Annotated in this window: 10 protein-coding genes; 2 read left to right on the top strand and 8 right to left on the bottom strand. The window is 43.1% G+C overall.

What is annotated here, in order from left to right:
- The first annotated feature begins 18 nt into the window (after positions 1-18).
- Positions 19-918: an HAD-IIA family hydrolase gene (locus ACRRS1_RS16690; RefSeq protein ID WP_432467341.1), complete on the top strand. Its 900-nt coding sequence runs from the start codon at positions 19-21 to the stop codon at positions 916-918.
- A gap of 130 nt (positions 919-1,048) precedes the next feature.
- Here the strand turns inward: ACRRS1_RS16690 and ACRRS1_RS16695 are convergent, their stop codons facing one another.
- The 5 genes from ACRRS1_RS16695 to ACRRS1_RS16715 form a co-directional block, all read right to left on the bottom strand.
- Positions 1,049-1,459 (bottom strand): hypothetical protein, encoded by a 411-nt coding sequence (locus ACRRS1_RS16695; RefSeq protein WP_432459931.1) that lies wholly within the window; start codon positions 1,457-1,459, stop codon positions 1,049-1,051.
- A 355-nt stretch (positions 1,460-1,814) separates the two neighbouring features.
- The gene (locus ACRRS1_RS16700) at positions 1,815-1,916 is read right to left on the bottom strand and encodes a MetS family NSS transporter small subunit (protein ID WP_432452069.1); all 102 of its coding nucleotides are present in this window, start codon (positions 1,914-1,916) and stop codon (positions 1,815-1,817) included.
- 1 nt (position 1,917) lies between these two features.
- Positions 1,918-3,405, bottom strand: a complete 1,488-nt coding sequence (locus tag ACRRS1_RS16705) for a sodium-dependent transporter (protein ID WP_432459932.1) — start codon at positions 3,403-3,405, stop codon at positions 1,918-1,920.
- Positions 3,406-3,768: 363 nt separating this feature from the next.
- Complete coding sequence (gene sstT, locus ACRRS1_RS16710; protein ID WP_432452067.1) at positions 3,769-5,016, bottom strand: serine/threonine transporter SstT; 1,248 nt, start codon at positions 5,014-5,016, stop codon at positions 3,769-3,771.
- 547 nt (positions 5,017-5,563) lie between these two features.
- The gene (locus ACRRS1_RS16715; RefSeq protein WP_432459934.1) at positions 5,564-6,196 is read right to left on the bottom strand and encodes a YiiX/YebB-like N1pC/P60 family cysteine hydrolase; all 633 of its coding nucleotides are present in this window, start codon (positions 6,194-6,196) and stop codon (positions 5,564-5,566) included.
- A gap of 577 nt (positions 6,197-6,773) precedes the next feature.
- Here ACRRS1_RS16715 and ACRRS1_RS16720 point away from each other — a divergent pair.
- Entirely contained in the window at positions 6,774-8,228 is a 1,455-nt protein-coding gene (locus ACRRS1_RS16720; protein WP_432468974.1) for an SLC13 family permease, read from the top strand.
- A gap of 56 nt (positions 8,229-8,284) precedes the next feature.
- On the opposite strand, the gene ACRRS1_RS16725 is transcribed toward ACRRS1_RS16720, so the two are convergent.
- The 3 genes from ACRRS1_RS16725 to ACRRS1_RS16735 form a co-directional block, all read right to left on the bottom strand.
- Positions 8,285-10,021 carry a methyl-accepting chemotaxis protein gene (locus ACRRS1_RS16725; RefSeq protein ID WP_432452065.1) on the bottom strand — a complete coding sequence of 579 codons (1,737 nt, stop codon included), beginning with the start codon at positions 10,019-10,021 and terminating at the stop codon, positions 8,285-8,287.
- A 149-nt stretch (positions 10,022-10,170) separates the two neighbouring features.
- Complete coding sequence (lamB, locus tag ACRRS1_RS16730) at positions 10,171-11,424, bottom strand: maltoporin LamB (RefSeq protein WP_432452064.1); 1,254 nt, start codon at positions 11,422-11,424, stop codon at positions 10,171-10,173.
- A gap of 246 nt (positions 11,425-11,670) precedes the next feature.
- Positions 11,671-13,743 carry a beta-galactosidase gene (locus ACRRS1_RS16735; RefSeq protein WP_432467340.1) on the bottom strand — a complete coding sequence of 691 codons (2,073 nt, stop codon included), beginning with the start codon at positions 13,741-13,743 and terminating at the stop codon, positions 11,671-11,673.

Raw genomic sequence — 13,743 nt, forward strand, 5'->3', positions numbered from 1 at the left:
TTTAGACAGGTGAAAGCAATGTTTTTTAGTCCCACGGAGGCCTTTTCCGCTTATTTGGATATGGCGCAACGATTACCCGCCATTGTTCCCGTCCCCTCAAGCCAAACCATCCAACAAATCACCGATTTGGTCGATGATATAGACGTTTTTTTATTTGATGCCTACGGCGTGTTAAACGTTGGAGGAACAGCCATTGCGGGGGCTGCAGCCCAAATCGCTAAGCTACGAGCCGCCGGAAAACTGGTGTATGTGGTGACCAATGCGGCGACTCAAAGTAAACCTCAACTACTTCAAAAATTCATTCGCCTCGGCTTCGACTTTAGCGACCAAGAAATCATCAATAGTCGTGAAGTATTACTGCAGCATATGCCGCAGCCAGCAGACAGCCCACTAGGGATTATCACTTTATCCGAGTTTCGCTTAGATTTAGCCCGCCCCTGCTACTACCCAGAAGATGAAGCTTTTTGGCAAGCCGACGAGTTTCTATTTTTAAGTGGCCAAGCCTGGAATGCTCAGCGTCAGGCACGCTTTATTGAAGCCTTGAATGACCGACCACGTCCAGTCTGGGTTGGAAACTCAGACTTAATTGCCCCCTTAGAAAATGGAGTTTCCCAAGAACCCGGCAGTTATACATTAACCCTACCTGCTCATTTATTTGAACAGGTACGCTGCTTTGGCAAACCCTTTGCACCAATCTTCGACACCGTTTTAGCAAAAATTAAACCGCGTCTGGCAAACATCAACCGACAGCGTATTGCAATGATTGGCGATACACTGCATACCGATATCTTAGGTGGGAACGCCATGGGATTTAAAAGCGTATTGGTGACCCAGCATGGTTTTCTACGCGATTTAGATGTTGATGCGCATATTCAGCGCAGTAATATTCGCCCGCACTTTCAACTCAAAAGTATCTAAATACGCGAGACACAGTGCGGTAAATGAGGACAAGAAGATCCATGACCATGTTTCTTATACCAAGCAATTCACCACTAATAAAGGCTTCCACATAAAGCGGAAGCCTTTATTCAATCAATCGAACAGCAAACTATAAATTTAAGCAATCGTCGTAGGTTTTTAACTTACCTACAAAACCATTTTCACCTTCAAGATTCACCAATACAGCAAAGCCATACTGAAGAACATCTTGTTCACAAATATTCTTAAGAATATTCTTAGTGTTTGCAGCCGCTGCTTGAGGAGTCCACTCCCAGCGTCGATTGATTAAATTAGCATTGTAAACCAATACATCACCAGAAAGGTAACAGTTCACTTTGACTACATTATCTTTGTATACCAAAGATGAACAATGCTCAGATAAAGTTTCACGTATAGTTTCTTTTTGTGGAGTATTGAGCTCAGAATGATAACTGTCTGCGACCTCTTCAACACTCGGTCTTGTCATCGCACAACCACTTAAGGCCAGCGCCAATAAAACACCACTAATAATTCCTTTCACACATCATCCTTAGATATCAATAGAGACTCAATTTTAAGCAAAAATTAACTATAAAATCAATAAAATAGCTTAACTCTTTTTATTTCGATAGCAACGTGTGCTGGTGCTCCGCCGAAAACACCGCTTTAATACCAACCTGATTCATTATATGAACAACTAATTGCGCAGAATAAATCTGTCGATAACGAGGCATGAAGCGCAGTAAGGGGTGGCTCTCATGGCCAGATACATCACCTAGTTAGCGATGATTTAGCGGAGCTAAGAATGAACAGATAATGAGTTAGATTGGTATAATATCGATATAAAAAAGCCAAGCAAAGTGCTTGGCCTTTTAACTCATAGCAGGTTTAAACCACTAGCCTTTATCTGCCTGCATGGCACGGCGAATACAAAATATCGCGCCGCCCCAAGTACAACCCAAACCGATGATCATCATCACAATGGCACTTAATTCCATCTTAGTTTTCCTCCGCTGTAAGTTCAGCTGTCGGTAATTTACGTATAATAATTGCGAGCACCGCCATAATTGCCACGAGGCCCCAACCAAAACTCATTAAGTCAAATTGGCTATAACCACCGTAACCTTCTGATAATAGCGACACAAAGTTGGTTGCTAAGATAATCAGCAAAATTGCAGGGCTAATAAAACGTAAGCACCAAATAAACCAGTCACCAACTCTCAATTCAGAGCGTCGATTGGCATATTCTTGAAGCTCAGGCAAGCCTTTGAGCATCCAACCAACAATCAGCAATTCCAATAAACAGCTACCTAAGATCCCTACATTATTCATGAAGTAATCCACCACATCTAACAGCAACAAACCACCGTTACAGGTAAAGGCCAAGGATACGATTAAAGCCACACCACACACCAAAGTGGCCGCTTTACGACGGTCGCAACCAAACTTATCAATCACAGCTGAAGTGACTGCTTCGATAATGGAGATCATCGAGCTTAAGCCTGCAACGGTGAGCGCGAAGAAAAACAGAGGCCCCAAAATATAAGGCGCAGGTAGCAGGTTAATTGCTGTCGGGATCGTCACAAAAGCTAAACCGACTCCCGCTTTCACCACTTCGGTAATGGCAACCCCTTGCTGATTAGCCATGTAACCTAGAATGCCAAAAATCATGATGCCAGCCATGATAGAAAAACCACAGTTAATCAACACCGTCATAAAGGCATTGTTACTAATATCGGAATCTTTTGGCAAATAACTGGAATAAGCCAGCATAATTGAAAAACCAACACTCAAGGTAAAGAAGATCTGCCCATAGGCCGCCGACCAAACGGAAACATCAAGAATTTTGCTAAAGTCCGGCTTGAATAGGTAATTTAGGCCTTCCAGTGCGCCGGGCAAAAACACCATGCGAATAATGAGACCCAAAACCATGACAAATAATAGCGGCATCATGATTTTACTTGCTCTTTCAATGCCTCCTTTTACCCCAGTAAATACTGCAGAGTAAGTGATCAGCCATGCCAAGATCACAGGTACAACAATATGTAGCTGTATGCCGCCTAAGCGGCTTGGGCTATTATCGCCAAGCTTTAAGTACTCGGTGAAGAAAAAGGTATTGGGATCTGCCCCCCAACTTTGTGAGAAAGAAAAACCGAGGTAGGAAATAGCCCAGCCGATCACCGCTACGTAATACACCGCGATCACAAAGGCCACTAAGACTTGAAACCAGCCCAGCCACTCTAGTCGTCGACCCAATTTGGCAAATACCCGAGGGGCGGCACCACGCATTTTATGACCAAGGCTAAATTCCATGATCATAAATGGGATCCCCGCAGACAACATCGCAAACAGATAGGGAATAAAAAATGCCCCCCCTCCATTTTCGTATGCCATATAGGGAAAACGCCAAATGTTACCTAAACCAATAGCGGAGCCAACTGCCGCCATGATAAAGCCTGCCCGAGAGCCCCATTGTTCTCGTTTCATATTTGTTACCTCAAACTGCTTAAACGGAAAGTCAAAGAGAATGGTTTAAAATGCACTTTGACTTCCATATATGAATAATGTTGTGCTACTGGAGAAAATTATATTTATAAGTATCTACCGCCAGAAGCCGGCGATTCTATAAAATAATCATCTGTGAAAACAGAGAAAACTCACAATCTATTGAGTTAATGACGATGACGCGCATCTTCAGCCCACTGGACTCAAATCATCGAAATAATCGCCTTGGTTTACCAGTTCGCCATCGAAGTGAACCTCGATAGGCCGGTGGCTACGCCAACCTCTGACAGCAGTAATAAAAAAACAGCGCTTTACGGCGCTGTTCTTACTTGCAAGTAAATAAACCTAGCGTTGGTCTTCTGCGACCTGAGCATATGGTTCTTCCGCTGCCATACAACAGGCGGCGGTAAACAAAACATCGGTAGAGCTATTTAATGCAGTCTCAGCCGAATCTTGTAATACACCAATAATAAAACCGACAGCAACCACTTGCATCGCGATATCATTCGAGACTCCAAATAGACTACAAGCCAGCGGGATCAATAACAATGAACCACCAGCTACACCCGAAGCACCACATGCAGATACCGCAGCAACCACACTCAACAATAATGCGGTCGCAAAATCGACGTGAATTCCCAAGGTATGTACTGCTGCAAGTGATAGCACCGTGATGGTAATTGCGGCACCTGCCATATTAATGGTTGCGCCTAGCGGAATAGAGACTGAATATGTGTCTTCATCCAGATTAAGCCGCTCAGCAAGATCCATATTCACCGGAATGTTGGCCGCTGAACTACGGGTAAAGAAAGCAGTCACACCACTTTCACGAAGACACTTAAAGACAAGAGGATAGGGATTGCGACGAATTTTGTAGAAAACCAACAATGGATTCATCACCAAAGCAATCAACAGCATAGAACCTATCAACACTAATAACAGTTGACTGTAGCCCCATAGCGCCGAAAAACCAGTTTGCGCGATAGTATTTGCCACCAGGCCAAAGATCCCAAGTGGCGCTAGGCGGATCACAAAACGCACGATGCTAGAGACGCCATCCGCAACATCATTAAACAAAGCTTTAGTCGTTGCAGAAGCACTATGTAGCGCCACGCCTAAGCCAATTGCCCATGCCAAAATACCAATGTAGTTACCATTCATAATGGCACTCACTGGGTTATCCACAATTTTAAACAATAAGGTATGTAATACTTCACCGATCCCCTGTGGTGGATTGGCCACGGTATCGGTACTCACCAAAACCAGTTCGGTGGGGAAAACAAAGCTCATGACAACTGCAGTCAGCGAGGCGGCAAAGGTACCAAATAAATACAAATAAATAATTGGTTTTAGTTGAGTATCTTGACCTCGTTTATGGCTCGCAACAGACGCCGCCACCAATACAAAGACTAACACTGGTGCAACCGCTTTTAGTGCACCAACAAATAGGCTACCGAATAAACCTAAAGAGATGGCAAACTCTGGCGCGACAACGGCCAAGATACTACCGGCGATAATACCGATCAGGATTTGTAGCACGAGGCTACCTTTAGTTATAAAGCTAAATATGTTGTTGTTTGAATGTTGATTCATGCTTCTTATTATCCTTGATGGAAGCTATATTGTTGGTTAAGGCGCAACCATATAGTATGAAGCACTAATTTTAAACAAAAGATCGATATTAAATTGACACATCACAAAAACTTTTTTTAGCCAAGCGATGCCGAGTCATAAACGACCGATCCTCGTCACAAATAATTAAGCAAACTCCCCTTTATCACGCTTAAGTAACAAGCAAGCACCCAAGCCTTTTTTACCGAAGAAAATGACACATAAAACGCTGTTAACCGTCCTCTTTGGCTTGGTTTGGCTTGAGTTTGAGTTTGAGTTTGAGTTTGAGGATATGCTGCAGCCGAAGCCAAGATGGATCCCGATGCCGGCATCTGCATATGATCGCGCGGACTAAAACCAAGCACCATCATTCAGACACAATGAAACAACATCACGGCGCACGATAACGGTAGTTAGGTTGATATAGAAGAGAGAGGACAAAACATAGACTTCACAGATCTGAATACTCACGCTGCGAAGCCATCGATGCAGGGGTTCACCAATGGCGTTCACAACTGCTTTAATTTAGTTAGACACTAAAGCTAAATTCACCAATGGACGGTTCTTGCTTAAGCAGCTCAACTTCTTCGGATAAGTAGAATCCGGAATTTAACTCTCGCAGCGCATCTTCAGAAAAATCAGCTGGGGTATACTCATTTGCAGGCTTAGTCTCATCTAGAAGACCTAAGCGCTGGTAAGCCGCTGCCACTAACTCACTGCAAAATAATGAAGACAAGTCTTGGCTATTTTCACCCCATGGCCCATCCCAACCAGCACGAGTCAATTGCCAGAAGTCTTGCTCATAACGGCGCCCCTGTAGCTGTTCCAGTAATTGCATCAAATTGTCTAACGCGGCTTGATTAAGTTCTTCGCCCATCAATTGGCGTACCGCAACATCACCTTGATGCTGTGCAACCCGCTCTTCCAGGGCAACCACCTGCACGCCCTTACTCGCGCGCTGAGCATAAAGGCAAAACCCATCTCGACTCGGTACTGCCTCCCACAAGGTTACAAAATCATAATTTGCTAACTGCAATACCATGCCGACATGTGACCAAGGACTAAAAGTCCCCACACGAATGAGACTACTGCCAAGCCCCTTACTCGAAAAAAAGACTAAATCGCCAGTTTTAAGCTGATTCAATAACTGTTGCTGCATCATCCATTAACGCTATATATGATCAATTACATTTTACCCATTCAAACAAAACCTACCATTATGCGAATTTATTGTAAATATTCACTGAAAATGCCATTTATAACAATTGATGCTAACAAATGTTCCCCCGATGAAATTTTGTCAAACCTATATCAACTATATACACATCTGTATTTGTGACTAAAAATGCATATTTTTTACCCTTAAATATCTTGCCCCCCATTCAAAGCAACCAGAAACTATGAAGTAAAATAATTATATATCTATAAAATACCGTTTAAAATCAATTAACTAATTTTAAAATCATCATAAAAGCAGACTTTGTATATTTTTACTATAAAGACCCCAATAATCCCTAGTTAAACCAACAATAAACGACCTCTAAATAGAATTACTTTTCTAAATTGGACGATAAACCATCACTTAAATAAGTAGATTAGAACAACGACTTGCTATTGCTTTACACAGAAGCCATCAATGAGTAACGCAAACACGCCTTTTTGTTCGGCGTAGTCGATAAATTTCTGCTATAGCTAATAGCAGAAAACCCCTTAAATCTTAAGGTATTATTATGAACTCGATGGTCAGCCATCCCAATTATCAACATCAACACCTCGCCAAACTATGCGGCTTACTACTTGGCCCATTAAGCTTAATTGCGACTCTCTTTATTCCACCTCCCTTTGAAGGGCTGCCCCAACAAGCATGGGTGACCATGGGATTGGCCACCATGATGGCAATTTGGTGGGTCAGCGAGGCAGTTCCGATCCCCGTCACCTCATTTTTACCAATGGTCTTGTCCCCACTACTCGGCATCGCCAGTTTAAAAGCTGCCACCGCATCCTTTGCTCATCCCTTAATCTTCCTATTCATGGGCGGATTTATGCTGAGTCTGGCGATGGAACGATGGGAGCTGCATAAACGAATAGCACTAGTCGCAATGCTCACCGTCGGGGACAAACCAGCGCAACAAGTAGGCGGATTTATGCTGATCACCGCTTTTTTAAGCATGTGGATGAGCAATACCGCCACCGCAGTGATGATGCTCCCCATAGGGCTGTCGATCATTGGGATGATGTCCAAACAAGAGCAGCAACCAGACTTCAGTGCCGCGCTACTGTTAGGCATTGCCTATTCAGCAAGTATTGGGGGGGTAGCCACCCTGATTGGTACCCCCCCCAACGCTTTACTCGCAGCGTATTTAGCCGACTCCTACGATATCCACATCGGCTTTGGCGAATGGATGCTCATCGGTTTGCCACTCTCAATTTCGATGTTATTCATTACTTGGATATGGCTAACTCGAATCAACTATCGCTTACCCAATCGAAGCCAGGGAAACTCAGCTGAAATGTTACGTCAGCAACTCCATCAATTAGGCCCAATGAAGCCACCGGAGAAAGTTGTCGCCGTTGTATTTACCCTAGCCGCTTGTGCATGGATCTTACGCCCCTTGTTGGCGTCTTATAGCGGCTTGGCGATCAGCGATACCGGGATCGCCATGATGGCTGCCGTCAGCCTGTTTGTCATTCCAGTGGATTGGCGTAAACAAGTCATGGTGATGGACTGGGATACAGCCAAAAAATTGCCATGGGGAGTATTGATGTTATTTGGAGGAGGCTTAAGTTTAGCGGCCCAGATCAAAAGTTCGGGGATGGCTGACTTCATCGGCCTCAGCTTAAGCGCAGCCTCTACCTATTCACTGATTTGGGTGATCGTTATCGTCACCACAGCAATCATCTTCCTTACCGAAATCACCAGTAATACCGCCACCGCGGCAGGTTTTCTGCCACTGCTCGGGCCAATTGCCGAGTCGATGGGGTCGAACCCGATGATATTAGTGGTTCCGGCAGCCTTAGCTGCCAGTTGTGCTTTCATGATGCCCGTTGCAACTCCACCCAACAGCATCGTATTTGCTTCTGGTCAATTACATATTAAACAAATGGTTAAAGCTGGCTTTATGCTTAACCTCGTCGGTATCGTATTGATCAGCCTTTTTAGTTACTACTTAATCGAAATCATACTGCTGTCTTAATACAAGCCCAGCATGTGCGAGTCAGGTGCTGACTCGCGCTATCAATCACTCATCAGCTAGGCAAGTTTGAAACGCGCAATAAAGTGAGTCAGCTCATTAGATACATCTTGCAGCTCATCGCTGATTTCAATACTCGTCAACTCATTGCTACGGATCTTTTCAACAAAACTTTCCACCCGAGACATGTTAGTTCGAACTTCCTGCATAATAGTATTTTGCTGATTAGCGGAGCCTGACATATTAGCGTTCAATTGATGAATTCGCTCAGTAGATTCACGCATCAAATCGAGTTTTTCCATCATCACTTGAGTAATAGCTTGAGAAGAATCACAGCTCGCATGAGTATCATCCATTCTGGAGCTAATATGATGACTGGTTCTCCCCCAAAAATTCAACATGTCATTGATTTGGGTGGTACACGCCGTTGTTTTTGCCGCCAAGGCTCGCACCTCATCCGCCACAACCGCAAAACCTCGACCTTTATCGCCTGCCCTGGCTGCTTCAATCGCCGCATTCAAAGCCAGTAAGTTTGTTTGATCGGCAATAAAACCAATGGTAGAAAGAATATCGCCAATATTTTTGGCCCCTTCATCCATCTCAGATATCGAGTTCGCCACAACACTAATATCTTCAATTAACACTTGCACACTATGAACAGCCTGCTTGCTAGACTCACTGGACTGCTCAACATTAACACGAACATTTTGGGTATATTCGGCGGTTTCGTTGGCCCCTTCTGCGATATTATCGGAAGAAGCACTCAACTGCTCGATAGAGCGTACAATTTCTCGGCTTTCAGCATTATGTTCCTCAATCGCCGAAATATTACGCTTAGATTGCTGACTAAGCTGTTGGATCACCGTGTTAATATGCACATTAGATTCTGAGATATGTACAAAAATCTTCTGCAATTGGTCGGTAAACATATTAATTGAATGACAAATCTCTCCCAACTCATCCTTAGATTTAACTTCCAAGCGCTGAGTTAAATCCCCCTCTCCCTGGGAAAGACCATAAACCAGAGTTCGCAAACGGATTAAGGGTTTAAAGGTAAAATGTAATATAAAAATACTCAGAGAAAGCATAATCAAGGCACAGACTATCAAATAGAAGTTGATGCTTTCATTAATAGACTTGGTGATTCTATGTATATCCGCCACGTCGATAAAACTATTTAAGTGCCAAGTCTGGCCATAAAAATTTAATGTTCCTTCATTCACTTCTAAATTAACACTTGGCTTATTTGAATAAATCAAGGTGTCATTATCAGAAGTAATTTGCAAATAAGTGTTGATTTTATGAAAACGTTTAACTAGAGATTCTAAGTATGTCAAATCAAGCGTAAAAAAATCGACAATATTATTTTTCTTCTTCGAAATAATAACGACAGGTACACCATCTAATATCGATACCTGGCTAACCTGAATACCATCGGGGTGATTTTTAACCTGCTTGATGTAAAGGCTCGCTTCTGCTTTAGGCATGCTTCCCTTATCACTAAGGGCTAAATTATTAATCACCTTTACGACACTTAAAAACCCCAATTTATCCTTGGTTGAACGGATCGCCATAATTCCAAAGTCGACACTTTGAATGAGATCAACTTTCGCTTGAATACTTCTTTCAACCTCTCCACGGATCAAGTTGACCTGACTTTCTACATCACTCACATAGGATTTATAAATATAGGCACTAATCACATGGCGAACACTAAAGTAGGATGAAATGATAGTGACCATAATGGTTGCTATCATCAAGGCGATGATCTTGTTTTTAAACGAGAGATACTTCATTCATTTACGATCCTAAATAACCTCAACTCAGCATAAGCAACAGCACTCTATTACGATCTAAAGTCCATTCAGCTCTAAGCTTGCCTGCTACCGTTTGATAAAAAACGAAAAAAAGCGGTGCAATCATGCACCGCTCTGTTCTAATCGGCCTACCACCAAGCTTCGATTTGAACACCTAGTTTGACTGAATCTTCATCTTGAGCAACCTGATCAACAACATTAAAAGATTTTCCTTCGGTATCTTTAAAGTAACTTGCGTAGAAACGAATTTCAGGGCGAGCAAAGAAGCCTTCACCAGTGGCTAAGACTTGTGAAATAGTCACTTTGTTACCACCAGTTTTGCTTTCAGAACCGCTAACCAATTTCTTAGTTTGCGTAAAGTAGCCTAGTTCTAATACTGTTTTATTGTATTTAGACCAGTTATAGGTCGGGCGAGCGACTAACGAAAGCAGCGTTTCATCGTCAACTTTAACACCATTTACAACACCGTGGTCTTGCGCATAACCGTAGGTAAACACATGATCAATAATGATATTATCACCAATGTTAATATCACCAGTATTAATCAAGCGATAACCTTTAGCGCTATTTACATCACCACTCCATACATCGTACCAACCACCGCCTTGCGAGACCGCGTTTTGCGCCAGTCCTTTGTCCATGTATTGCAATACAGTTTTGTTGTAACCCATAGAGAAGCTTTGACTTAGTTCTGCAGTAAGCATCAAGCCATTGTCAAAATCTACGTTATCCTTTTCTTGCTGGTCGGTAGGATTGGTCATACCGTAATCAATACCAACTTCTACCCAAGCGCCCTGCCAAGGTTTCATTCCCGCATAACGAACATCAACATAGTTGATGTTTAAACCATCCTGGTCACCACGAATAATTGCCGTAGACAATGCACCAGGGCCCATTTGAACCCCCTCCAGACCAAAACCGTAACCCGATACATTCCAGTATTTGGTATCGATAATGTGCAAATCATGACGCTGATAAAAACGTTTACCCGCCCAAACGACCGCTTCTGGAGCAGCAGCAATATACCCTTTGGCTTGCATATTTAACTGCTTGATCGAGAAGTTCGCACTGTCATCGGTGGTCTTTTCTGTCTCAGAAAAACCATCGGATGACATTTCAAACATGCTTTGAAAATAGACACTCTTGCCATCGTCGTTAAATAATTCCTGACCTAGGCCAATTTCAGAATAAGTATCAAATTCATTTCCTAGACGACCAAGCTTTTGCTTCTGAAATTCGTCGCCGCCTTGCACACCGCCGCCGGCTGTATCAATACCTATTCCAGCACGCACATAACCACTAAAATCTACCGCAGACGCTGGCGCTGCCACCATTGCAAGAAGTACCGCAGAAACAACCGGTTTTAAACTATTTTTCATCATAACATCCTTATACTTTTTGTAATTATTGCATCTAGCTTTGCTTTTATAACAAGCCTTAGCCAGAACACATTGTAATATTATTAAACAACAAAAATTCGCGACATTCACCCAACAAATGGAAACGTTTACATTTTTTACTTAATTTTATTAACTTTTGCTATATGAGTCACATATATTGATGGAACTAAAAAAAAGCCAGCTTTTAATAAGCTGGCTAAGACATTACAAGGAATAAGGTTTATAAGGCTATATTGGTCTGCTAAATACTTTTACTTCATAGCCAGAAAGTTTAATTTGAGCATTTATTAAACTATGCTGAGTACTTTCATCAACATAGTTTGTATCATCTAATAATAATTCTTTCTCTTGGGTTGAAAAATTCATGACAAATAGATACTCAGTGCTTTGATTGTGACGCTTGGTGACCGATATCCCCTGAGGTAATTCGCTATTGATCACCCTCGTTAAGTGATGGCGGCGGATAATCCCTTGATAAAAGTCACGGTTAAAATCGAGACTGTTCTTAGACGTAATATAATAGGCGTAACCTTCGCCTTGGCGATTACAGGTGACAGCTGGCATCCCCGCAAAAAAGTCACTATTGTATCGCGCGATAATCTCAGCCCCTTCGCAATGGATTAATTCACATAGATGGCGCGCTTGGTATGCTCCACTCAGACCCAATGGATTAATTGGCTCTGCCACAACTTCTATCCGCTCTTCATCGTAAAGGGAATCTATCTCTTCGGCCCAAATGCCAAGGGTATGACGTAAAGGACTGTCACTTCCGCCAGGGAATCCACCTAAAAAGCACAAATCATTTTGATCAACAATGCCACTCCAATAGGTGGCAACAAATACCCCCCCCAGATTAACGAAGGCTTCGATACGCTCTGCAACACCGGGTTTAATCAAATAAAGCATTGGAGCGACAATCACTTTGTATGTAGAGAAGTCAGATAACTGTTCGATGACATCACAGTTAATCCCCTGCTCCCAAAAACCACGGTAATTATCATTCACCGTTTGCTCATAAAACAAACCTTCATTACGTGGGCCTTGCGCATCATCCATAGCCCAACGACTTTCCCAATCAAAAATAATGGCAACTTCTGCTGCCGTTCGACTGCCGGCGAGTCCCGAAAGCTGTTGTAGTCGTTGGCCGACTTGTGCCACTTCTTTACCGACTCGAGTATCAACATGACCGACATGATCGACCACTGCACCATGGAACTTCTCTACCGAACCACGGCTCTTACGCCACTGAAAATACTGCACCGAATCTGAACCATGAGCAACAGCCTGCATTGAGGCAAGCAAATGCATCCCTGGTTTCTTCAACTTTGTCACTGGTTGCCAGTTGGTTTGGCTTGGCGTTGACTCCATTAATAGGAAGGGTTGGTCTTTCAAGCTGCGCATTAAGTCGTGATACATTGCGGTATAACAGGCCAAACCCAGATCATCCTGCCCCTGATGCCACAAGGGATAACTATCCCAAGAAGCAATATCAATGGCCTGACTTAACTTCCAGTAATCATAATCGTAGAAATACTCCATTAGGTTTGCAGTCACCGGCAGCTTGGCATTCACTTTTTTCAAGGGCTTAACTTCTTGCACGCAAAAGTCGGTGACTTGTTCACTCACAAAACGTTTCCAGTCCAACTTCAAACCATGCACTGAATTTTCGCCGATTGACGAAGGCGACTCAATTTGTGACCAACTCGAGTAATTATGACTCCAAAATTGGCTCCACCATTTTTGATTCAGCTCATCCAGGCTCTGATACTTATTTTGTAACCAAAGTCGAAATGCACTTTGACACTCATCACAATGGCAATCGCCACCATATTCATTAGAAATATGCCATGCTATCACCGCTGGGTGGGAGGAATAACGCTCAGCCAATTGCTGATTAATCATTGCCACCTTGGCGCGATAATCGACCGAGGTATAACAATGGTTATGCCGTTCGCCATGCAATTGCTTCACCCGTGCATTGTTCACGCGCAGCACACTGGGATATTTTTGCGATAACCACGCTGGACGAGCGCCACTAGGGGTTGCTAAAAATACCGAGATATTGTTCTCGGCCAAACGATCCAGCACCTGATCCAACCAGCCAAAATTGAACTGGCCTTCTTGAGGCTCTATCGCCGCCCAACTAAAGATGCCAACCGACATCACGTTGCAGCGAACTTGCTTCATTAATTCAATATCTCGTTCGAGAATATCGGGACGATCTAACCATTGCTCTGGATTATAATCCGCCCCATGGAGCAAACCCTTTACATTTGGAATAATTGGCGAAAAATGACTCAT

It is taken from the genome of Agarivorans sp. Z349TD_8 (assembly GCF_050870825.2).
Lineage (GTDB): Bacteria > Pseudomonadota > Gammaproteobacteria > Enterobacterales > Celerinatantimonadaceae > Agarivorans.